Genomic DNA, 20,962 nt, shown 5'->3' on the forward strand with positions numbered 1-20,962 from the left:
GGCTTCGAGGGACTAGGAAAGGACGCTGCCTTGCCGCTATGGCTCGAAATGGCCGTCTCGGTGCTGCTATCCTACGGGATCGGCTTCGGCATCGGCGCGGTGATATGGAATCACAGGAAGGTGGACTGACGTGCTGGAAATGGTTCAGGCGAACTGGCTGGTGTTCATCATCGCGCTGCTCGTGGGCATCGTGGTGGCCTATTGGGTCTTCATCCACGGCTCCAGACCTGCGCGGCGTGAGCATCGCCCCGATGTGCTGGACGAGGGCGCGGCCCCCGCGCAGCGCAATCAGGCGCTGATAGACGATGCGCCCCCGGCCTCGCAGTACCACATCGATCCGCCCGCAATGGCAGGCACGATGGCGGGTATCGGCGAAGTCATCGCCGTCGCCGCGCAGGAAGAAGCGGACGAAGCCCGCGCGCATGATTCTGGAGCGCATGAGCCAGTGGTTCATGAGCCGCCCCAGACGATCGCGGCAGAGCCCGATCCCACCCCGGCTCCCTCAGCCCCGCCGATCGCGGAGGCCGCGCAGGGCAACGTTCCGGCGGACGACTTGCGCAAGATCAAGGGTCTTGGCCCCAAGATGGCCACCCTGCTCCATTCGCTGGGGGTGACCACTTACGCACAGATAGCGGCGTGGAGCGAAGCGGACCTTGACGAACTGGACGGAAAGCTGGGCGCTTTCGCAGGCCGCCCGCGCCGCGACAGCTGGGTGGAACAGGCGCGGCTTCTGGCCGGCGGTGATACCGGTGCTTACGAGGCGCAGTTCGGCAAGCTTTAACGGCTGCCCATTTCGATCACGGCGCGAGCGATCGACACCAGTTCGGCCTCCCGGTTGACCCCGGCCTTCTGGAAGATCGTGCGCAGCTGGCTTGATACCGTCTGGGCGCTGACGCTGCGCAGCAGGGCGATTTCCTGACGCGAATGGCCCTGCGCGAGCAGCGCGACGATTTCGCCCTCTGCCCGCGTCAGTTGCAGCGCGGATGACAGGCGCGCGCCTTGCCCTCCGGTGAAGCCCAGCGGAGCCTTTAGCGTGACGATCGCGCTGGGCGCGAAGCCGAAGTTCCAGTCCTGCCGGGGCAGGGCGCATATCTCTATCAGCATCGGCCCTTGCGGTGATTGCAGCCACAGTTCGGACGGCATGGCTTGCCGACTGGCCAGTGCCAGGCCGATCCGCATCTGCAGCGCACGGTCAAGGTCCGGGCGCGCGGCCCTGATGCTGCCGGCGCGGATATGCAGGGTGTCGGGCGCCAGCAGTTGCTCGGCTGCCTCGGTGACCGAACGTACCCGCCCCCCCGCGTCGAGCAGGATCGCCGCCGTGCGCATCGCGTCGAGCGAGCCGCGCAGCAGTTCGGCGCCCTGATGCTCCATCGCCCCCTGCAGTCGGATGGCGGCCATCACGTGCGGGGCGGCCGCCAGCAGTGCGCTGCGCTGGCCCTCTGTCGTGCGCCCGTCGCTTGCGGAATGGAGCGCCGCCAGTCCGAAGAACGCATCGGGGTTGTCCGCCAGTACCAGCTGTGCGCCATGTTCGGCGTCCCAGCGCTGGACGTGGTCGATGTAGATGTCGTTGCCCGCCGCGGCGCGGACTTCGTCGTAGTGATGTTCCCAGACAAGTTCGCCCGGACGGCGGGATGCGGCAACGCGGTAGTTCACGTCCGGCCGGTGGCCGCCGATCGCCAGAAAGTCTTCGACGTAGCCTTCCTGGATGTCGGTGACCCAGTTGAACAGCGTGTGGCTTTCACCCATCGCGATAAGCTGCGCGCGGGCTGATCCCGTGGCACCGGCAAGCGCCTTGAGCGCGGTGTCCCAGCCCGATTGTTCAAACGGTGCGCGCGAAAACAGCGCCGCCAGATCGTCGATTCGAATGGTGCTGCCCCCCGACTGCCCCGGCGCTCAATGTGAACGCGCCGTCAACTTTAAGCAAGCCCATGTAAATCGAGGCGGATTGAGGGGCGGATACCATGATCGTGGTATGAAACGAATCGCGACTTCGGGCATTTGCGGATGGCGACCCGAAGGATCGGTAAACCGATGCGATCCTTTATGACTTGCCCGGAATCCTGCTTGCGGGATTCCGGGCTTTCTTCTTCTACGCCGATATGTGGGCGCGGCTTTTCATCAGCGGCTGGATGCGGGTGCCGAAGTTCTCCACCCCTTCCACGAAGTCGTCGAACGTCAGCAGTACGCCGCCGGTTCCCGGAACCTGCGCCATTTCATCCAGCATCCGCGCCACGCTTTCATAGCTGCCGACGAGGGTGCCCATGTTGATGTTCACCGCGCCCTCCGGAGCGGCCAGCTGGCGCACGTTGGTGTCGGTGTTGATAGTGTCCTTCGCACCCTGATCGGCCAGCCATCCGATCGCGTCGATATCGACGCCATCGTTGTAGAGCTGCCACCTGCCTTGCGCTTCCTCATCGGTTTCGGCGGCGATGATCATGACGAGAACGAACACCTGCACGTCGCGCCCGGTTTCGGCGGTGAATTTCGCCAGCCGTTCGTTGTTGAAGGCGAACGCAGTGGGCGTGTTGACGCCCTTGCCCAGGCAGAAGGCATAGTCCGCCCACTTCGCCGAGAACGCCAGCCCCGCGTCGGATGAGCCTGCGCAGATGATCTTCATGTCGCCCTGCGGGGTCGGCCGCACGAGGCAGTCGTCCATCGTGTAATGTTCGCCCTTGAAGTCAGAGCGGCCCGTTTCCCACAGCTCGCGCAGGATGCGGGCGTATTCGTCCAGTACCTGATAGCGGTTGCGGAAATGCTCCTCGCCCGGCCACAGGCCCATTTGCGTGTATTCGGGCGGCTGCCAGCCGGTGATGAGGTTGAGCCCGAAGCGGCCGTGGCTGATCGAATCGATCGTGTTGCACATCCGCGCGGCGAAGGCGGGCGGGATGATCAGCGTGGGGCAGGTGGCGAAGATTTTGATTTTTTCAGTCACCGCCGCAAGGCCGGACATCAGCGTGAAGCTTTCCAGCCCGTATTCCCAGAACTCGCTTTTCCCGCCGAACCCGCGCAGCTTGATCATCGAGAGCAGAAAGTCGAGCCCGTGCCTTTCGGCCCGGATCGCGATCTCCTTGTTGAGATCGAAGCTGGGCATGTACTGCGGCGAAGTCGTGCTGATCAGCCAGCCGTTGTTGTTGATGGGCACGAAGACGCCGACTTGCATGGACTAGCTCCCGAGGAAATCGAGGACGAGGCGGTTGAAACGATCGGGATCGGTGACGTTGCAGGCATGGCCGCCCCAGTCGAAGGTGGCGGCTTCGGCGTCGGGGATGGGCTCTGCAAGGTCGAGGCAGGCGGCGTATGGCGCAAGGAAATCGTCGCGGGTGGCGATGACGAGGGTTTTGCCAAGCCGCGCCAATCGCTCGGCCGAGGGGGCATAGGCGCTGACGGCGGCGATGCGCTTTTCCATCGTCTGCGCTCCGGGAAAGCCCGCGATGTGGTGCGCCAGCTCGGCTTCCAGCTGCGCATCGTTGGCGGCGATCCAGTCGGGCGGGTACAGGAACAGCGGCTGCGCGCGCAGGAACGGCTCGGTCCCCGCATGACGAAGCAGGGCAAGGCGCGCCTCGAAGCAGCGGCGGGTATGCGGGGACACGGTGCGCCAGCCGTTGATCACCACCAGCCTGTCGATCCGGCCAGATGCAAGAGCCGTTTCGATCCCGATCATCCCCCCCAGCGCATGGCCGATGAAGTGCGCCCGCGCGATCCCGGTCGCGTCCATCAGCGCGATGACGTCCTGCGCCATGTCCGCGATCGAGGTCGTTTCGGGCAGCGCGCGGTCGCTGCGGCCGGTGCCGCGCTGGTCGTAAGTCAGGACGCGGTGATCCTGCGCAAGTGCGGCAAGGTTGGGCTGCCAGTAAGCGCCGCTGCCGCCAAGCCCGCTCGACAGGATCAGCGGGGGCGCGCCTTCGGGGCCGTGGAGTTCATAGTGGAGGCCGGCCGCCTCAGCCAAGATGCGCGACCGACGCGATCTCGACCAGGCAGTCCGGCTTCACAAGGTCGGCCCTGATGCAGTAGCGCGCGGGCTTGTCGCCGGGGAAATACTCGGCATACACGGCGTTGAACGCGGCGTAGTCGGCCATGTCCTTGAGGAAGATGTGGTTCATGGCGACGTCGGCCATGGTGCCGCCCGCAGCCTCTACGGTGATCCGGATCGCTTCCAGCACGTGCCGGGTCTGCCCCGCCGCATCACCCACGTGCAGCACCGTGCCGCCTTCGCCCAGCGCCAGCATCCCCGAAACGTAAAGCACGTTGCCCGCTTTCGCCCCGGCCGAGTAAGGCGCGATCGGGGTGGGGAATTCGGGCGGGTTTACGGCCTGGAAGGGCATCGTCACTGATCCTTCTGATTCTCGGGGGGCGGCAGCTGGCTTACGGCGGTGCGGAAATCGGCGACCGTGCTGACCCAGCCGAAGAACTTCTCGACGTTGTAGACGGTGGCCTCCCTGATGAAATCGGGGCCGAGGTGATGCGTCGCATCCTCCAGCAGCACGCCGAAATATTCGAGGTGGAAGCCGTCGCGCAGGGTCGATTCGACGCAGACGTTGGTGGCGATGCCGGTGAACACCAGCGTGCGGATGCCGCGTGCGCGCAGCACGGAATCGAGCTGAGAATTGAAGAAGGCCGAATAGCGCGGCTTGTGGACCCGCAGGTCGCCCTCCTTGGGCGTCAGCGCATCGACCAGTTCATAATCCCAGCCCCCACGCGCAAGGAACTTGCCGGAAAGTTCGGGCCGTTTGCGCATGGTCTTGAGCGCGTTGGACTTGTGGAAGTTTGGCGAGAGCGGGGTGCCGGCCTCCGCGTAGTCCGCATCCCAGCCGTTTTGCAGGAACACCACCGTCATTCCCGCCGCGCGGGCGGTGTCCAGCACCTCTGCGATGCGCCCGATGGCGGCGGCGGCAGGCGCGACATCGAAGCCCGCCTCATCCACATATCCGCCTTTGGAGGCATAGGCGTTCTGCATGTCGACCACAATCACGGCTGTGGTTGCCGGATCGAGCCGGATCGCCTCGGGTCGCGCAGGAAGCACTGCAGAGGCGTTGGAACCGGGGGACGGGTCGACGATGATCTCGCTCACCCGGACACTATCGGTCACAGGTCCGGGGTGGTCAAGGCCGGGGTGGTCAAGCTGGCAGGTTCAGAAGGCGCGGGCACCTGCGGAGGGGCGCGGCTCCTGCGGCCGGACGCCCAGCAACCGTTCAAGCGCAGCCGCGAAACCGGCGTTGCGCTGGCGATTGGTGGACTGGATGCGATCGACGTCAAGGCCGCTGCCGCCGGTAAGCAGCACGCCGAACTCACCCTTGCCGACCCAGCGCACCTGCGCCTGCAGATCGGCCTGTCCGGGCAGCGACACGCGCAGCATCTCGCCCATGCTGGGGAGCATCGTGCGCGATGCGATGCACATGCCGCCGGGTGACACGTTGCGCACGATCACGTCCTCTCCGGCGCGGCCGTCGCCGCCGATGACGGCCTTGATCAGCGTGCGCACGCGCGGCGCGCGCTGTTGCTGCTGTGCGCTGTCCCCAGCCGCCGCTTCCGAAGCAATGGACGCCCGCCGTGCCAGTGCCTTGAGCCAGTCGGGCCGCTCGCTGGTCGCGAAATCGTCGATGTCCGCCATGAGATCGGCTACCCTTTTCGAATCCGTTCCCCCCCGCCGCAACATGCTGCCGTGCCTGAACGGGGGCAGGGCGAACCGGAGGCGCCGCGATGGGGGGTGAAAGAGTGCGCCATCCGGTTCGCCTGCCATTGTGCAGCGACGTGGTTCCTGGATGGTTAACAATTCCCTTACGTAACTTGCCTTGTGAAAACGATTGAATCCGTGACCATGGGTGGGTCAGGTGCCGTTATGGTACCTTTGAGTATCGCTGGGTGCATGGCTGGTGCACCGTTTTCCCGTTGCAAAATATGCATTCCATGCTCGCGCCTCTTGTCGCGATGCAATAAAACCTGACATGACAGGTCAGCATGCTCCGCCAGTACGAACTCGTCGAACGCGTCAAGGAATACGCGCCGGAGGCCGATGAGGCCCTCCTGAACCGTGCCTACGTCTATACCGTGCAGAAGCACGGCACCCAGAAACGCGCCAGTGGCGACCCTTACTTCAGCCACCCGGTTGAAGTCGCGGGCCTCATGACCGAGCTGAAGCTCGATCAGCAGACGATCATCACTGCGCTGCTTCACGATACAGTGGAAGATACCCTCGCCACTATCGATGAGATCGAGAAGCTGTTCGGCCCGGACGTGGCGCGGCTGGTCGACGGGGTCACCAAGCTCTCCAAGATCGAAGTGATGACCGAGAGCGAACGCGCGGCGGAAAACCTGCGCAAGTTTCTGCTCGCGATGAGCGAGGACTTGCGCGTCCTGCTCGTCAAGCTGGCTGATCGCCTGCACAACATGCGCACCCTCCACTACATCAAGAAGGAGGAGAAGCGCCGCCGCATCGCCCGCGAAACCATGGATATCTACGCTCCGCTGGCCGAACGCGTGGGTATGTATGAATACATGCGCGAAATGCAGTTGCTGGCGTTTGAGCAGTTGGAGCCCGAAGGCTACGCAACGATCACCGGCCGCCTTGCGCAGATCCGCAGCGAAGAGGGCGGGCAGGTCGACGAACTGGCGCTTTCGATCAAGCAGGTGCTGGCCGAGGCGGGGCTGAACGTCGAAGTCTCCGGCCGGGAGAAGCACCCCTATTCGATCTGGCGCAAGATGGCCGAACGCCATGTGAACTTCGAACAGATCACCGATATCATGGCCTTCCGCGTCCTGACGGACAATGTGGACGACTGCTACCGCGCGCTGGGTGTGCTGCACCAGTCCTGGCAGATGATCCCCGGCCGCTTCAAGGACTACATCTCGACGCCAAAGTCGAACGGCTATCAGTCCCTGCATACCGCGTTGATATTCCAGCGTTCCATGCGCATCGAAGTGCAGATCCGCACGCGTGAGATGCACCGCCTCAACGAATTCGGCCTTGCCGCCCACTGGGCCTACAAGCAGGGTGGGTCGCGGCCGGACGGGCAGGTCGGCTGGCTGCGCGACCTGATCGAGATCGTCGATGCCAGCCACGACGCCGAGGAACTGCTCGAAAACACCAAGATGGCGATCTATCAGGATCGCATCTTCGCTTTCACGCCCAAGGGTGCGCTGTTCCAGCTGCCCAAGGGATCGACGGCGGTGGACTTCGCTTATGCCGTCCACACCAATCTGGGCAATGCCGCTGTCGGCGTGAAGATCAACGGACGCCATGTGCCGATGCGCACGCAACTGGCCAACGGCGACGTGGTGGAAATCATCAAGAGCACCACGTCCGAGCCGCAGCTTTCGTGGCTGGGCTTCGTCGTCACCGGCAAGGCCCGCGCCGCCATCCGCCGCGCCGTGCGTGCCAAGGAACGCGCGGAAGTGGCCGAAATCGGCTCCAAGCTCTACGACGAGATCGCAGGCCGCCTGCCGCAGAAGGTGGGCAAGAAAGCGCTCACCCACGCGATCGAACGGCTGGACCTGCGGGACGAGGAAGACCTGATGTTCGCGATCGGCTCAGGCCGGTTGTCGGACCGTCAGGTCATGGAGGCGCTGGTTCCGGGCAGCACCGCGGAATTGCCCGACGATCAGGAGTGGACCCGCACCGAACGTGCGATTTCGATCCGCGGGCTCACCGCCGGCGTTGGGTTCGAACTGGCGGAATGCTGCCATCCCGTCCCCGGCGACCGTATCGTCGGCCTGCGCCGTCCCGACCACAAGGTGGAAGTCCACGCGATCGACTGCATGACCCTGGCGAGCGGGGTCGATGCCGACTGGCTCGACCTGTCATGGGGTGAACGAACCACCGGCGCGGTCGGACGCCTGCGGCTGATCCTCTACAACCGCCCCGGCACGCTGGCCGAAGTAACGCAGATCCTTGCCAGCAACCGCGCCAACGTCACCAACCTTCAGATGACCCAGCGCGATGAGCCCTTCGGCACTTACGAGGTGGACCTTGAAGTGTCCGACCTTGCGCACCTGACCCGCATCGTCGGCGCCCTGCGCGCCAGCGACGCGGTGGCCGACGCCGAACGGATCTAGTTCCTCCCCGAGCTTGCTTGGGGAGGGCCGCTCAGAACGTCAGCGAAACGTCGACGTCATCGCCTTCGCCGATACCCTCGGCCTTGCGCACGGCGGCCTTGACCGGCAGCAGCCAGCCGCCGTCAGACTTGCTGGGGAACACGGAAGTCGCAAAGTCGGTCCCGCCGATCCGCGCCTTGACCTTGAGCGATCCGAACCCGCGCGCCGAGCCTTCCAGCTTGCGCATGATCGCGGTGCCCGAAAGCGCCTCTCCTGCCGCGCCGTCGATGGTGAGGAAGTGCCAGGTGCCGTTGTTCGCCCCGCCGGTCCAGCGCCACAGGCGGCCGGTGTGGTGCAGATGCTCGCTATACGTGCTCATCGCTTTGCCACTCGGATCGGCACCGGCGTGTTGCAGATATCCACGCCGCCCGCGGGCTGGATGTAGAAGCTGTCCTTCCGGTTTGCCCGCTTGTTGACATAGGCTGCGAAGCTGGCGCTTTCGGTGGAGAGGTATTCGTAAGCGGGCAGGTTCGCCACGTCGCTACCCATCCGCACCGAGACGATCGGTGTGCGCTCTCCCGGCGTTTCGTAGAAGCCCAGCGTGCCCGTTCCGCGCGGCAGCGAGGACAAGTGCTCCATCCCCGCGATGATCCGCCCGACGAGCGCGATGTTGCGGTCCAGCTGGCGCGGCGCCTGTCCGATCACGGTATAAAGCTCCGCCCCGGTGCCGGTATCGGGCGAAAGATTTCGGCCAACGCCGACCATGCCGTAGCAGTGGACGGGCCAGCCGGTGCGCCCGTCGGTAGCGAGGGGCCAGCCCTGATCGAACACGGTAAGGCCGCCACGCAGATAGGAATCCGGATTGGTCGGAATGCTCGCGGTTCGGCTGGCCTCTTCCTGGCTGCGTTGCATGAATTTCGAAAGTAGGCGCTCGTCGAGCCGCGCAACGTAGTCCTGCTCGGTCGGCTTGGCTAATCCGCCGGGCAACGCCCTGGCCTTCCCCGGCGTCTCGCCATCGGGATCGCCCCATTGCACGACGTAATTGTCCTGAACCCGCACTACCGCGATCCCGTCGAACCAGTGCGCGGCGACCAGCTTGCGGATATTGCCGACCCAACCTTGCGAGAACGGTGCGGGCATCAGCTGGATCACCACCCGCCGCGCGCTGCCTTTGGCATCGGGCGTCAAATCCATGACCATCAGGTCGCCCGGCGCGATACGCTGCCAGTCTGAGGCAGGGGCGGCATCAATGACATCGTTGGGGGTGACAGGGGACGTTACGGGGGCCTTGTCGGCCGCCAACGCGGGGACAGACAGGGCCGCAAGCGTGAGCGAGGCGAAGAAAGTGCGCATGAACGCTTCATGCCATCACCACACCGCTTGCGAAACCCTCCGCGACTCGCTAGTGGCCGCCTCCTTACCAGTGCATGCGGAGCGGTGGCCGAGTGGTCGAAGGCGCTCGCCTGGAAAGTGAGTATACGTCAAAAGCGTATCGAGGGTTCGAATCCCTCCCGCTCCGCCAGCAGCTAGTCTGCAAACTTCCTTAAACGTCTGATTTCAGCCATTTTTGAGCGCTTCGGCGTGTGCGCTGTGTCTGCTATTGTCCTCGTTTGTTCTCGTGCATCGGCTCTGCCATATGGCATGATCTATGGTACGCGATTCGGGGAGTATGGTATGGGCTCGCTGAGCGACGCGAAGGTTCGCAACGCCAAGGGCACCGGGGAAGCCTACAAGCTTTCGGACGGCGAGCAGCTTTATCTGCACGTCTCCCCCGTTGGCGGTCGCGCGTGGCGCATGAATTACCAGTTCGGCCGCAATGCCAAGGGCAAGCCGGTGCAGAAGACGCTGACGATCGGGCGCTATCCGGCGATTTCCCTGAAAGATGCGCGGGACGCGAGGGATCGGGCCAAGGAACTTTTAGCAAAGGGCGTGGAGCCCCGACCAATCGATTTGTTCGAAAGGGCTCCTGCAGAGGCCGATATGCGCCCGACATTCAAGGACGTCGGCCAAGCATGGCACAAGCTGCAGACGGGGCGCTGGTCGAAGGTGCATGCGCAGGATGTGGCCGATTGCCTGGACAAGGCGGTGTACCCGGTGTTGGGCCATCGAGCGATCGAGGATATCGAGGCGCCGGAGGTGTTGGGGCTGTTGCAAAGGATCGTGGATGGGGGAGCGATCGAGACGGCACATCGGACGCGGCAGCGGATCAGCGCCATCTTCGTATACGCCATCGCCAAGGGGCAGGCGCAGCGGGATCCGGCAGCCAGCCTCGCAATTGCGTTGCCGAAGAAGCCGAAGGCCAAGCCGCAACCGGCAATCACCGATCTGGATGCCCTTCGACAGATGCTTGTATGTGCCGAGGCAGAGCGGTGTCGTGCATCGACCAAGCTTGCGCTTAGGCTTCTGGCCCTGACGGCGGTACGGCCGAATGAATTGCATGCTGCACGTTGGTGCGAGTTCGAGGATCTGGACGGAAAGATGCCACTATGGCGCATACCCGCCCACCGAATGAAGGGCGACGCGGATAGGAAAGGGGAGGAAAGCGGGGATCACCTTGTCCCGTTGGCTCCGCAAGCGGTAGACGTGCTGCGCGCAATGATTTCCCTGACCGGCGACATTGATCTTGTGTTTCCGTCCGATCGCCATGCCCACCGGCCTATGAGCGAAAATACCTTACGGGCATTGCTAATCCGGGCGGGATATTACCAGCGGCACGTTCCGCATGGGTTCCGATCTGCCTTCTCGACGATCATGAATGAACGGGTAGAGCGCGAATGGAAGGCGGCCGGGCACACTGGCGCGTCGCCCGATCGAGCGATCATCGATCTAATGCTGGCGCACGTTCCTGCCAACAAGGTCGAGGGCGCCTATAATCGGGCAGCCTATATGCCGCGCAGACGCGAAATCGCAGAGGAATGGGCCAGCCTGCTAATCGTGGATATGTGGCCGGCAGGGATGCACATTGGTCAGCCCATGCGATTTGCGGCGACCGGGCCGGGCAAACCCGGTCGCTGAGAGATTATGTGGCGACGCGACGCGTCCAGGCATCTACTTCGCTCTCGACCCATCGTACGCAGCGGTGGCCGAGTTTGCGCTGCGCGGGGAAGTCACCGCGCGACATTAGGGTGTAAATGTGCGCGCGGGACAGCGAAGTTCGATCCATGACCTCGCTGATTTTCAGGAGCCTTTCGGGCTGTTGAGTAGTCACGCCGCCATTTTCCTTTCTGCCTTGGTCGCGATCTTGCTGCGAGGTGAACCCAGAAGGTCAGCGCGAACGGTGTTCCTCGGGAATCACGCGCGGGCGGGCAGTTCTTGACGCTCTTCAACGTGGCGGGGCGCTTCGTCATGCCACACCGTCCTGACGCACGGCGGGGCCAAGGCGGTTGCGGGCGCGCAGGTCGCGCTGGCGATCGGCGCGCTTCGTTATTCCGGTGGTGATCTCGTTGAAGCGGCGATCGTTGATCAGCTGGTGGGCGTATAGTGCCTCTGCGCAGACGCGCAGGCGCTCTTCCACGGTGTCGTCCGTCCAGTCGTTGGCGGGTTCGAGGTAGAGGAACCTCATCGGCTTTCTCCTTTCGCGCTGGCGAGCGCGTGCGCGATGATGAACGGGATCATCATAATGGCGGCGATCAGGAACAGGGCGCGGGTGGCGCCTTTGATGGCCATATCGATGCGGTGATCACGGCAGGCGCGCGGGGCGCAGGCCCTGCACGTACAGCCAAGCGGATGGACGGTATCCATGCGGTGGCGGCGCATCAGTCGATCCCCAGTGCGGACTTGTAGGTATCGAGGATCATGTCCAGTTCGCGCCGGTTTTCCGGCAGCATGCGCCGGATCTTCACGATCTGCTTCATGGCGGGGACGTCGTAACCGACCGCCTTTGCCTCGTTGTAGACATCGCGGATGTCGTCGCTGATGCCCTTCTTCTCTTCTTCCAGGCGCTCGATCCGCTCGATCAGCAGCCGCAGGCGATCTTCGGGGCCGTTGGTTTCGGACATGGGAATTCCTTGAGGTCAGGCGGCGCGCTGGTTGGCGCTGCGCGGGTTGGTTGAAGGCTGGGTGTTGGCCGGGCGGGGCTGGAATTTCTTGCGCTTGATCTGATCGCACAGGGTGCAGATCTCGGGATCGTGGGCCGACCATGTGCAGTCGAGGCCCTCGGTATCCAGTTGAGTAGACCACTCGTCCCATCCGCAGGCCCGGCACAGGCGCGGGTGCTGTTCGGGCGGGGTGTCGCACAGCTGGCGGTAAACTGTGCCGTTGAGGCGGTATGAGCGGGACATGTCCCACAGGCGCTTCACTCGGAAGCCCACGGCCTCGATCTGGCGCATGTTGCGCTCGACGTCGGCCTGATGTTCATCATGGTGCCAGAACGGGCGCGATGCTTCCTCGATCGTCTTGCCAGCGGCGAGACGGCGCATCCGGATGTAGTCCCATGGCATGACCGGCGCGGGGAGCGGTGGCGGCGGCATAGCCTCGGGATCATCCAGCATGGACAGCAGCGAAGGTACGGTACGCATGATCGTCCTTTCGATTTTCAGGATTTGCGGTGACCGGCGGCGCGGCTGCGGTCTTCGAAGACCCAGCAGCGGACGGCGCCGACATTGTCGTTTCGCGAATTGACCGCAGTGACTTCGACGAAGCGGCGGTTCTTCGAGGTTTTCAGCGCGCGGATGAGTTCGGCGTGGGTGGGCAGCGCCAAGCGCTTGTCGGCGCAGCGGGCCTCCATCTCGTTCAGGCGGACGGCGATCAGGCCTTCGTCGTGGCGGCGATGGTGGTTGATGTGGCCGACAGTGGCGACCCGGTCTTCGTTCTCTTCGAGGTAGTCGAAGCGCTCCCAGAACAGGCTGACCACAGGGTCTTCGCTGTTGACGGCAGTCTGCCGCGTCGTGGCAATCTCGACGACAAAGCGGGCCGTCGCGGCCTGCTGGTCATCTGTCAGCGGCACGATGGTGCGCATAGCGTCCAGAAACGCGAGCAGCTGACCATGCGTCTTAGCCAGACGGTTGGTGCGGATCGCGGGCATGCCCAGCAATTCAGCTTCATACTGCGCGAAGGCCTGTCGGAAGCGGGCCAGAACCTCGCCCTCGCGCTTCGTGGCGTGGACGATGAAGCCGGACACCTTCTCGATCGGCCACTGTTCAAGCTTCTCGGCTGCGACCTTGGTATCTGGCGACCAGCCCGACATGTCGAAGCCGAGCGACATGATACGTTCCAGCACTGCTCGCGAGGCATTCACCGGCTCGTTCTGCTCGATGATTATGGCGCCACGGAAAGGCGGCTCGAACGTCTCCATGCCGCCGTTCTTGACGCCGCGTGAGCGCACCGACCGGCCGTTGTAGGCGGTTTTCAGTTCTTCCCACTCGAACCGCTTGGCGTGGCTGGCCTCTTCCCGGCGGTCGCCTTCGATCAGGACGACGGGCAGGTTACCGACCTTGCCGAGGTTGCGCGCCATGGCGGCGGGCGTGGCCTTGGCAGGGTCGAAGCCCTCGTAGTTCTCACGCCCCAGCAGCTTCCAAAGGAACTCCACCAGCGTGGTTTTGCCGGTGCCGGGCAGGCCGTGCATTTCGAGGAACGGGAAGCTCTTCATTTCGGCCCGGACCTGCTCGGCGAACAGGGAGGCGAAGTAGAAGGTCAGGCAGACGATGCCCTTGGCGCCGTAGGCGGTCCAGAGATGCGGGAGCCAGCTGACGTCCAGCTGATCCGCGTCATAGTCGATATCGAGCAGCTTTTCCGACGTGCCCAGCTTGAGGGCCTTCTTGCCGATCTGGAAGAACTCGTTCTCATTGGGCTTATAGACGCGGCCACCGGCGACGGCGATCGGGCCGAAGACGTAGGTCTGCGAATCACGGCAATAGCCGGTGAAGCCGAGCGGGCGGACGTCGGGCAGGTCAGGGGTCTGCTGCTGCAGGATGCGGGTCAGCTGAAGGCCGCTGCCGGTCCAGACGCCACCAAAGGCGAACAGGCGATCTTCGAAGTTCGATGCCTTGCGTAGCTGGGCGGCGGTGAAATCGCCCTTCACCGACGGACGCTTACCGCTGGGATAGCTGATGTTGAGATAGAACTTGGTCTCGTCGGTCGCCTCGTCCCGCTGCCGATACAGGACGCGGAAGGCGCAGTTGGCGATCTCCTCGACCGAAAGCGCCTCAAGCGAGGCCTTCTCGCGGATTGCGGCTTCTTCGTCCTTGTCGATCTCCTTCAACTCGCGGGTGCGGCCCCGGCGGTATTCGTCAATCTTCTCCTGTACGACCGCTATGTCGATCGAGCACCAGTACGTGCGGTTGCCGAAGGTGAAGTGGAAGCTGTTCCAGCGGTGCTTGTCCCAGATTAGGAACGCTTTTTCCTGCGCATTTGCAGCGAGGAGCACCTTGCCGTGCCAAAGGTATTCGGCCCGGTCCGCTTCGCCCAGGCGGTCGAAGCCGAGCAGGTCATTCCAGTCGAGTTCCTTGCCGCTTTCATCCTCGCCCATGGGCTGGGCGGCGGTAGCGTCCCATCCTTCCTTCGTCGCCTTCTCCACGAAATCGCGGCTCGCCTTGGTGCCGGCTGCGCCTACGTCGAAGGCGAAGACGATCTTGGGCTTGCGGTACGGGGTGTCCGATGCGGCGATGTGGGTGCGCAGCTGACGTAGGAACTCAGCCGGGTAGTTGTTGCTCGACATCGTCGAGGCGGCGCGCTGTCCGGCCTGCTCCAGCGCCCATGCGTTGAAGATGCCTTCGGCGAACCAGATGCTGGGCGCGTTGGCCATGTCCTCTATCGACACGTCGGGTCGCTGCCACGCCTGCCCCTTGTAGGTCTTGCCGGGCGCGAAGCGGGCCTTGCGGTCGAACCGGCCGGGCTGGTCGATCAGGCGTTCCCACCAGCTACCGCCGGGGAGCGGGAAGCGGACCGTGGCCGATCCGATCCGGCGCGCCTCGTCGCGATAATATTCCTGCGAATATGCGTCGCGCATGCCGAGCAGGTTGAGCCGCCGTGCGTCGCTGAGATAGGCATCCGCTGCGGCGGTGGGGTTCTCAGGCGTCGCCTTGAAGCGGTTCGACCACGTATCGAAAATCTCGGGATAGAGATCGCGGGAAGATCCCTGCCAACCGCACTTGTTGGTGCGTTCGCAACTCATCACCCATGGGTTCTGCTCATGGGTGAATACGGAATGCTCGTTGCAATCCGGGCACTTGCCTTGGCGCAGCCATGTGCCGGTCTGCTTCTTCCATTTGAAGTCGGCCTTGAGCAGGGGCAGCAAAGCCCGGCGGATGTCTTCGCGCATGTCCATGGATCAGGCTCCGATCTGCAGGACGGCATCGGCGCGGGAGCGCGCTTCGTCGGCGCCGCGCTGCCAGAAGACGCGGCGCTTCGAATGGGGGCCGTAGGGATTGGTGGCGGGGCGACCGTCGCGGAACTTCTCTGCGATCACCGCGTCGCGGCCTTCTCGCATCAGCTGGGAAATCTGGATCACGGCAGCATCACCCAAGCGAAGGCGAAGGCTTCCAGCAGCGTCGGGGTCAAGCAGAACAGCGCGATGGTGTCGCGGCGAATGTCGTATGGCAGGCTGCGCCACAGATCGCGCCATGCGGCCAGGAGAGACGGTGATGAGCCCGATTGTCGGCGTGGCTGCTGGAGCGCTGCGCCGAAGTGGCTATGGTTGGTGAGATGCATGGAGAGGCTCCGGTAAGTAGGCAAAGCTGGGGCGTTCCCGGAAGCGAGCCGGGTTCGAAGGCATCAAAATCAGGAAGTCAGTTGGGCGCGGCCGTCAGTTCAGGTGACGGCCGCGCTTGATTTCGGTTTGTCGGGTGGACCGTCATCGTTGGCTGCGCGATCGTTCGCTGCTTCACGCCACGTCGTCATCGGCAACTTGTGCTTGGGCGCCGGGTAGCGGCTGGGCTTCGTGGTCCGGGTGGCGGTCATCTCCACCACGAACTGATGCCCGCATGCATCAGGATTGCGGCAGGTGAAGTAGACCTCACGGAAGGTGAGGCTTGTCTTGCCTGCCGACCGCGCAAATGCCCGGCCTCCGCAAGCCGGACAGCACACATGTGGAAGTTGGATCGGACGCCCCGACATTACTTCTTTTCCCCAATGGCTTCGCGCACGGCACCATTGCCGGGCAGAAGGGCTTTCAGACGGCCAAGGAGTCGCGGTACGACCGCGTCGGCTTCCTCGGTTTCGGCAATGGCGCGGTAGATCAGGGCCGGTGACGCGCCCGGCTGCATCGCCTGGATGCAGTGGCTCAGGGCGTCGCCCGTCTCGCGAGAAAACAGGGCCACGTCGTTGGCCAGGGCGATGCGACAGGCATCCTGATCGGCCATCACGATTTCCATCTGCCGGGTGAAGCTGTCCGCGATGGGCGCATAGCCACCGCCTGCGGCGATGTAGGCACGGTCAAGGGCAGCGGCCTGCTGCAACGTCGGCGTCCCGCCGTTGTCGCTCTCGCTCCAATGGCGGACGGTACGGACCTTGCGGCCGGTGACGCGGGCCGCTTCTTCCCACCCGATCAGGCCCGCGACAGTTGTGATCGCCATAGAGAAAGATACGGGATCCCGAGGCTTTGTCATTCGCCCGCTCCCGTCGTTTGCGTTTTTGGTTGCCGATCGCAAGCGACGGGAGCGGGAGTGGCCGTTAGGGTGGTTGCGACATCCGAAGGGCGGCCACGGGGAAAGATGAGATGTTCGGCAGTAAGCGCGATGCCGAGGGCGAGGCCCTTATCCAGCACTTCGGCCTGCTTCTGGGCCGGAATGTGCCCGGCGCGCTTCCACGCCATGACCTTGCTGGGGCTTTCGCCGAGGGCGCGAGCCATCGGACGGATGCCGCCGAACAGGTCGAAAATTGAGGTGAGCCGTTTCATAACCAACTGTGTGCAAAAAAAGTACACGGCAATCAAGTCATAATTTACGCAGACGATGTGCAAAATTTTTGCATGGCTCGCCGAGTGACAGTTTCAGTGAACACTCGCCTCAAAGAACTGCGGAAATCTGCGGTTCCGCCTCTGTCGATTCGCGCCATGGCGGAGGAGCTTGGCATCGGTCATTCCCGCTACGCGTATTTCGAGGATCCCAAGCGCTTCAAAAAGCGGGAATTGCCGTTAGACCTGACTAGACAGATCGCGGCCGTTCTTTCTCGCCGAGGCGTGGAGCCTGCGGACGTAATGGCATTGGCAGGTCTCAGCGATGCAGAGGCGGAGCCCGAAGCGCGGGCAGTGGAAGCGGCCCGGCCAGCAGTGACATATTTCACCGTGCAGGCGGTAATGCCTAGTGAAGCCGCGCTTGCAGCGATGTTTGAAACGTTGCTGGCGCTGATACCGGCGGAAGCATCGCGGGCTGAAGCCGCGCGCATTCTCGCTCAGCAGCTACCAGTTGGCTTTGGAGCAATCGGACCTGCCGTGATTGATGCGGAGATGGGCGCAACGCGGCCTCTCGGCGGGCATCCTCCAGCTGACGCCAAAGATGATCGCGGACAGCAACCGCCGTCGCGCAACTGATCGAACACCGCAGGCACGATTGCTCGCATCCCGGCGTCAGTCGTAATACGTCATCACTCACTCCAGCGCGCCTCAACGTGTTCCCGATTCGTTCTGGTATTGGCAATCCGTTCGCGTGTAGGGAAGAGGAAATTTCCTATGCGTGTAGGATTTTTACACGCGGCAAATTGCTGTTGGTCTGGATCATCGTTTGATCGGCAACAGCATTGGAATATGTTCACCCGGCCAAGAGAGCCTTGCCTGTGGCGAACCGGGGAATAAAAATGATTATGAAGGACCTGCTGCTACAGGCTAGTGAGGATGATGTACGTCAGGCGCTGGAAGAAACCGCGCTATATGGCTTTCCCAGGACGAGCGGGATCTGCTGCGTTTCTTTCAAGTGATGGTCAATGTCCTGACCGGGGAGGGGCAACCGGCAGCAGAATAGGCGATGTTCGACAGCTATTGTCAGTAGACAGCGCATGTCGCCGCGCCCTACCCCGTTCAAAGATTTTGAACGGGGGTTATATGAAGAAGGCGATTCTAGCCGGCATTGCCGCGCTTATCGTAGCGGCAGGTGCCTGGTACTGGCTGTCACCCGGTATGGCGATGCAGGGACTGCGGGAGGCAGCGCTGGCAGGCGACAAGGATGAATTGCGCGAGCGCGTCGATTTCCCTGCCATCCGCGAATCCTTGAAAAGCCAGATGCGCGCGATGATGGTCGCCGAAATGGCGAAGGAGAAGGACAACCCCTTCGCCGCGATGGGCATGGCCTTTGCGGGCGCCATCATAGACCCGATGATCGACGGGGTCGTGTCGCCAGACGGCATTAAAGTGATGGTTGAAAGCGGGAAGATGAAGGATCCCGACAAGTCGGTGGCCGATCAGAGCACGCGCGAGGAAGCCGAGTGGGAGATCGACCGTCGCGGGCTGGACAGGTTCATCGCCCGGCCCAAGGCCAAGGACGGTGAAAAGGTGCCGTCGCTGATCTTCAAGCGCGATGGGCTGGGTTGGGATTTGGTGGATATTGAGGTGCCGACGCTGGCGGAAAAGAAGCCCATCTGAGGCGTGACCCGCAAAGGAGCTGTTTAAACTGAAGCGTGCAAAAACGAAAGGGTAACATGATGTGCCCCGAGCACTTGCATGGGACGTCTTTAAAAATGAAAGTAAAGTGATGCCGACACTTACCCACGATTGTCCGCGCTGTTCCACGAAAAAAATAACGTTCGACGTCATTGGCCGAAACTTTATTGGCACTGACAATGACTGGCAAGATAAATATGAGGTGCCGGCGGTATGTAGGCACTGCAAAAGCGCAACAGTTTTTGTTATTTTTCTTATTAATCATTTTTCTAGAAGTAAGTACAAAGAAAATACTGCATGGGTTAGTTCTGCTAATTTAAATGATCATTTTTTCATTATGGATTATGTTTCAGTTAAAGATAATTCTACAATTTGCGCTCCGGATCATGTGCCGGATGATGTTGCAGTCATATTTAGGGAGGGCGCTACTTGCCTGTCTCTGGCATGCTACAACGCTGCCGGTGCGATGTTTCGTCTTGTATTAGACATGACTACAAAGTCGCTTTTACCATCTACGGACCAGGAAGGCGGCCCTAACCGCGCTCAACGGACTAGATTGTACGATCGGCTTGCATGGCTGTTTGAAACAGGACGCTTGCCCGCGCCATTACGTGAGATTGCAGATTGCGTGCGAGAAGACGGTAACGATGCGGCACATGACGGTTCGCTCGCAAAAATTGACGCTGAAGATTTATTAGACTTTTCGCGCGTTCTGCTTGAGCGAGTTTATACTGAGCCTCAGCGTTTGATAGAGGCAAGGGCGCGGCGTGAGGATCGGCGTAGAGACTAAAGCGCGCGTTTCAAGATGACGTCTCCATCTTCAAATCGCTTCTAAACCCGCCGCCTTTGCCCAGTCGGTGGGTCACCTCTGAAATCAGCCACACTGTCGCGTCGATCTCCGGCTTAAAACCGGCCACGGTCGCGCGCGCCTCAGGATAGGCATCGGCACGGCCGAGAACGAGGGTGACGTCGAGAGTGGCCGGCGCGCGCTGGAGACGGCGCTGTTCCGCCTTCGCCGCGCGCTTCGCGGATGCCTCGTCCGGGTAGACCTTGCGCAGCTTCTTGGCGCCGTCCGCCTTGCCCTCGGTCACCGTCTGCTTCTTCGCAGCTTTGCGATCGTGCCAGCAGGCCGAGACACCTTCCTGCCCATCACGCTTCTGACGCTGCCATGAGTGCCCATCACCGTCGCGTCGGCGGATGGTGAGCGTGGGAAGCGCCCGGCCGTCGCTGGTCTGCCCGGCACCCTTCGGCGCGAAGATCAGGTGCTGGTCTTTGATCGTTGCGACCGCATCATTTTCTTGCCCCAGACGGCGCAGGAACGCGACGTCGCTTTCCCGGCTCTGGCTGAGGGTCGGCAGCGCGATCGACGCCAGAGCAGGCGCGATGCGGGCCGAGAGGCCATTGCGCCCGGCAACATCGCGCAGGACAGCGCCCAGCGTGGTGTTCGACCAGCTGTGTGCACGGCGGTTTCGGATCTCGCTGGTGAAGTCTGCCGCCCGCGCCTTGATAGTAATCTGATCAGGCGGGCCGCTGTGCGTAACGTCGTCCACCTTGAAGCTGCCCTTATCGATCAGGCCCGGCGTGACGTCGCAGCCCTGTAGCCAGCCCAGATGGACGCGAAGAACTGCGCCCTCAGGCGGGATTGCCAGCATACCGTCATCATCACTGAGCACGATATCCAGCTGATCGGCCTCATCCCCCCGCTTCTCCGACAGGGTCAGAGAGATGAGGCGCGGGCGGATCGCACCGGACAGGTCCCGGCCATCCAGCGTCAGGCGCCAGTCGGGGATGTTGTTGCGGATCCCGGTCAGGGTGCTGACCAGCTTGAAGTACGTGCCCTCTGCAAGCTGGGCTTTGACGGCTGCAGGATCAGCGTCGATGAAGATGTTTTCCGGGCGGACGAGGTCGGCCGCCTGATCCTTTGCCAGCGCGGCAGCGTCAGCGAAGGGCTTTACGGCAGGGGTGACGATTTCCACGACCGGCGCGGCCATGGTCTTGCCCCCTTTGACAAGGGGCAGCAGTTCGGTGCCGGAAGCCTCGCCATCGGGAATGCGGGGAAGGGCGGTGATCTTGGCCATGTTCAGTACCCCACCGCGATGTAGGCGCAGTTGTCGGAATTATCGTTGGCGTTGAAGACGCTGAAGCCGGTGCGGGTGATCGAACTGGTCTGCACGGCAGGCCAGTTGTCCTTTGCGTCACTGCTGGTATCGCTGGACCCGCTGGCGACCACGGAAAAGCATGCAGTCGGGAATGCCTCTGCAAAGTCCACCGCCGTCGAGCCGTTGGAACCGGCGCTGAAGCGTCCCCAGCCCATCTGGAAGCCGAAGAAGCGAATGTAACCGTTCTGCGCCAGCTTCATCGTGATCGGCCCAAGCCTGCGGGGTGTCACGACCCTGTCGTCGGCAA

Annotated in this window: 27 protein-coding genes and 1 tRNA gene; 7 read left to right on the top strand and 21 right to left on the bottom strand. The window is 62.8% G+C overall.

Features of this window, described 5'->3' with window-relative positions:
• Nucleotides 1-139 precede the first annotated feature (139 nt).
• Nucleotides 140-781, top strand: coding sequence for a helix-hairpin-helix domain-containing protein (locus A8V01_RS13905; RefSeq protein ID WP_103096466.1), 642 nt, complete (start codon nucleotides 140-142; stop codon nucleotides 779-781).
• Here the strand turns inward: A8V01_RS13905 and A8V01_RS13910 are convergent.
• The 6 genes from A8V01_RS13910 to A8V01_RS13935 form a co-directional block, all read right to left on the bottom strand.
• Nucleotides 778-1,746 carry a helix-turn-helix transcriptional regulator gene (locus tag A8V01_RS13910; protein WP_103096433.1) on the bottom strand — a complete coding sequence of 323 codons (969 nt, stop codon included), beginning with the start codon at nucleotides 1,744-1,746 and terminating at the stop codon, nucleotides 778-780. The two genes, A8V01_RS13905 and A8V01_RS13910, sit on opposite strands and share 4 nt — an antisense overlap.
• Before the next feature lie 343 nt (nucleotides 1,747-2,089).
• Entirely contained in the window at nucleotides 2,090-3,160 is a 1,071-nt protein-coding gene (rutA, locus tag A8V01_RS13915) for a pyrimidine utilization protein A (protein ID WP_103096434.1), read from the bottom strand.
• A gap of 3 nt (nucleotides 3,161-3,163) precedes the next feature.
• Nucleotides 3,164-3,946, bottom strand: a complete 783-nt coding sequence (rutD, locus tag A8V01_RS13920) for a pyrimidine utilization protein D (RefSeq protein WP_103096435.1) — start codon at nucleotides 3,944-3,946, stop codon at nucleotides 3,164-3,166.
• The gene (gene rutC / locus A8V01_RS13925; RefSeq protein WP_103096436.1) at nucleotides 3,939-4,322 is read right to left on the bottom strand and encodes a pyrimidine utilization protein C; all 384 of its coding nucleotides are present in this window, start codon (nucleotides 4,320-4,322) and stop codon (nucleotides 3,939-3,941) included. Before rutC ends, rutD begins: the two co-directional genes overlap by 8 nt.
• A 2-nt stretch (nucleotides 4,323-4,324) precedes the next feature.
• Nucleotides 4,325-5,068: a pyrimidine utilization protein B gene (gene rutB, locus A8V01_RS13930; RefSeq protein WP_103096437.1), complete on the bottom strand. Its 744-nt coding sequence runs from the start codon at nucleotides 5,066-5,068 to the stop codon at nucleotides 4,325-4,327.
• A 60-nt stretch (nucleotides 5,069-5,128) separates the two neighbouring features.
• Nucleotides 5,129-5,608 carry a PilZ domain-containing protein gene (locus tag A8V01_RS13935; RefSeq protein WP_170065933.1) on the bottom strand — a complete coding sequence of 160 codons (480 nt, stop codon included), beginning with the start codon at nucleotides 5,606-5,608 and terminating at the stop codon, nucleotides 5,129-5,131.
• Nucleotides 5,609-5,955: 347 nt separating this feature from the next.
• Here A8V01_RS13935 and A8V01_RS13940 point away from each other — a divergent pair, with 347 nt between their 5' ends.
• The gene (locus tag A8V01_RS13940) at nucleotides 5,956-8,049 is read left to right on the top strand and encodes a RelA/SpoT family protein (protein ID WP_103096439.1); all 2,094 of its coding nucleotides are present in this window, start codon (nucleotides 5,956-5,958) and stop codon (nucleotides 8,047-8,049) included.
• A gap of 31 nt (nucleotides 8,050-8,080) precedes the next feature.
• On the opposite strand, the gene A8V01_RS13945 is transcribed toward A8V01_RS13940, so the two are convergent.
• A complete protein-coding gene (locus tag A8V01_RS13945; RefSeq protein WP_103096440.1) occupies nucleotides 8,081-8,407 on the bottom strand; it encodes a DUF1905 domain-containing protein in 327 nt (108 codons plus the stop codon).
• Entirely contained in the window at nucleotides 8,404-9,381 is a 978-nt protein-coding gene (locus A8V01_RS13950; RefSeq protein ID WP_103096441.1) for a peptidylprolyl isomerase, read from the bottom strand. Before A8V01_RS13950 ends, A8V01_RS13945 begins: the two co-directional genes overlap by 4 nt.
• Nucleotides 9,382-9,459: 78 nt before the next feature.
• On the opposite strand from A8V01_RS13950, the gene A8V01_RS13955 reads away from it, so the two are divergent.
• Both A8V01_RS13955 and A8V01_RS13960 read left to right on the top strand, forming a co-directional pair.
• A tRNA-Ser gene (locus A8V01_RS13955) sits at nucleotides 9,460-9,550 on the top strand.
• A 152-nt stretch (nucleotides 9,551-9,702) separates the two neighbouring features.
• Nucleotides 9,703-11,043 (top strand): tyrosine-type recombinase/integrase, encoded by a 1,341-nt coding sequence (locus A8V01_RS13960; protein ID WP_245892542.1) that lies wholly within the window; start codon nucleotides 9,703-9,705, stop codon nucleotides 11,041-11,043.
• 4 nt (nucleotides 11,044-11,047) lie between these two features.
• Here A8V01_RS13960 and A8V01_RS29770 read toward each other — a convergent pair whose 3' ends face one another.
• The 11 genes from A8V01_RS29770 to A8V01_RS14015 all read right to left on the bottom strand — a co-directional run bounded on the left by A8V01_RS29770 (nucleotide 11,048) and on the right by A8V01_RS14015 (nucleotide 16,924).
• Nucleotides 11,048-11,236 carry a helix-turn-helix transcriptional regulator gene (locus A8V01_RS29770; protein WP_103096443.1) on the bottom strand — a complete coding sequence of 63 codons (189 nt, stop codon included), beginning with the start codon at nucleotides 11,234-11,236 and terminating at the stop codon, nucleotides 11,048-11,050.
• Nucleotides 11,237-11,371: 135 nt separating this feature from the next.
• Nucleotides 11,372-11,590: a hypothetical protein gene (locus A8V01_RS13970; protein WP_103096444.1), complete on the bottom strand. Its 219-nt coding sequence runs from the start codon at nucleotides 11,588-11,590 to the stop codon at nucleotides 11,372-11,374.
• A complete protein-coding gene (locus tag A8V01_RS13975) occupies nucleotides 11,587-11,784 on the bottom strand; it encodes a hypothetical protein (RefSeq protein WP_103096445.1) in 198 nt (65 codons plus the stop codon). Before A8V01_RS13975 ends, A8V01_RS13970 begins: the two co-directional genes overlap by 4 nt.
• On the bottom strand, nucleotides 11,784-12,026 hold the full coding sequence (locus A8V01_RS13980; RefSeq protein WP_103096446.1) for a DUF2312 domain-containing protein: 243 nt from the start codon (nucleotides 12,024-12,026) through the stop codon (nucleotides 11,784-11,786). Before A8V01_RS13980 ends, A8V01_RS13975 begins: the two co-directional genes overlap by 1 nt.
• A gap of 15 nt (nucleotides 12,027-12,041) precedes the next feature.
• On the bottom strand, nucleotides 12,042-12,545 hold the full coding sequence (locus tag A8V01_RS13985) for a hypothetical protein (RefSeq protein ID WP_103096447.1): 504 nt from the start codon (nucleotides 12,543-12,545) through the stop codon (nucleotides 12,042-12,044).
• Nucleotides 12,546-12,562: 17 nt separating this feature from the next.
• The gene (locus A8V01_RS13990) at nucleotides 12,563-15,292 is read right to left on the bottom strand and encodes a toprim domain-containing protein (protein ID WP_103096448.1); all 2,730 of its coding nucleotides are present in this window, start codon (nucleotides 15,290-15,292) and stop codon (nucleotides 12,563-12,565) included.
• A 3-nt stretch (nucleotides 15,293-15,295) separates the two neighbouring features.
• The gene (locus tag A8V01_RS13995) at nucleotides 15,296-15,475 is read right to left on the bottom strand and encodes a hypothetical protein (protein ID WP_103096467.1); all 180 of its coding nucleotides are present in this window, start codon (nucleotides 15,473-15,475) and stop codon (nucleotides 15,296-15,298) included.
• Nucleotides 15,472-15,675 (bottom strand): hypothetical protein, encoded by a 204-nt coding sequence (locus A8V01_RS14000; protein WP_103096449.1) that lies wholly within the window; start codon nucleotides 15,673-15,675, stop codon nucleotides 15,472-15,474. Before A8V01_RS14000 ends, A8V01_RS13995 begins: the two co-directional genes overlap by 4 nt.
• A 99-nt stretch (nucleotides 15,676-15,774) precedes the next feature.
• Complete coding sequence (locus A8V01_RS29570) at nucleotides 15,775-16,080, bottom strand: ogr/Delta-like zinc finger family protein (protein ID WP_103096450.1); 306 nt, start codon at nucleotides 16,078-16,080, stop codon at nucleotides 15,775-15,777.
• On the bottom strand, nucleotides 16,080-16,571 hold the full coding sequence (locus A8V01_RS14010; protein WP_103096451.1) for a hypothetical protein: 492 nt from the start codon (nucleotides 16,569-16,571) through the stop codon (nucleotides 16,080-16,082). The genes A8V01_RS29570 and A8V01_RS14010 overlap by 1 nt, the downstream gene beginning before the upstream one ends.
• On the bottom strand, nucleotides 16,568-16,924 hold the full coding sequence (locus A8V01_RS14015) for a carph-isopro domain-containing protein (protein WP_146037261.1): 357 nt from the start codon (nucleotides 16,922-16,924) through the stop codon (nucleotides 16,568-16,570). The genes A8V01_RS14010 and A8V01_RS14015 overlap by 4 nt, the downstream gene beginning before the upstream one ends.
• A 33-nt stretch (nucleotides 16,925-16,957) precedes the next feature.
• On the opposite strand from A8V01_RS14015, the gene A8V01_RS28935 reads away from it, so the two are divergent.
• The 3 genes from A8V01_RS28935 to A8V01_RS28200 all read left to right on the top strand — a co-directional run bounded on the left by A8V01_RS28935 (nucleotide 16,958) and on the right by A8V01_RS28200 (nucleotide 19,346).
• Nucleotides 16,958-17,494, top strand: a complete 537-nt coding sequence (locus tag A8V01_RS28935) for a helix-turn-helix domain-containing protein (protein WP_211295014.1) — start codon at nucleotides 16,958-16,960, stop codon at nucleotides 17,492-17,494.
• A 300-nt stretch (nucleotides 17,495-17,794) separates the two neighbouring features.
• Nucleotides 17,795-18,538, top strand: coding sequence for a DUF2939 domain-containing protein (locus tag A8V01_RS14025; protein WP_103096453.1), 744 nt, complete (start codon nucleotides 17,795-17,797; stop codon nucleotides 18,536-18,538).
• 109 nt (nucleotides 18,539-18,647) lie between these two features.
• Entirely contained in the window at nucleotides 18,648-19,346 is a 699-nt protein-coding gene (locus A8V01_RS28200) for a DUF4145 domain-containing protein (protein WP_146037262.1), read from the top strand.
• A 10-nt stretch (nucleotides 19,347-19,356) separates the two neighbouring features.
• Here A8V01_RS28200 and A8V01_RS14035 read toward each other — a convergent pair whose 3' ends face one another.
• Nucleotides 19,357-20,634 (bottom strand): contractile injection system protein, VgrG/Pvc8 family, encoded by a 1,278-nt coding sequence (locus A8V01_RS14035; protein ID WP_245892545.1) that lies wholly within the window; start codon nucleotides 20,632-20,634, stop codon nucleotides 19,357-19,359.
• Nucleotides 20,635-20,636: 2 nt separating this feature from the next.
• Nucleotides 20,637-20,962, bottom strand: a 326-nt coding sequence (locus A8V01_RS14040) for a gp53-like domain-containing protein (RefSeq protein ID WP_211295015.1), incomplete at its 5' end; no start/stop codon positions are given.

Origin of the sequence: Novosphingobium guangzhouense, from assembly GCF_002896965.1 — a bacterium.
GTDB classification, from domain to species: domain Bacteria; phylum Pseudomonadota; class Alphaproteobacteria; order Sphingomonadales; family Sphingomonadaceae; genus Novosphingobium; species Novosphingobium guangzhouense.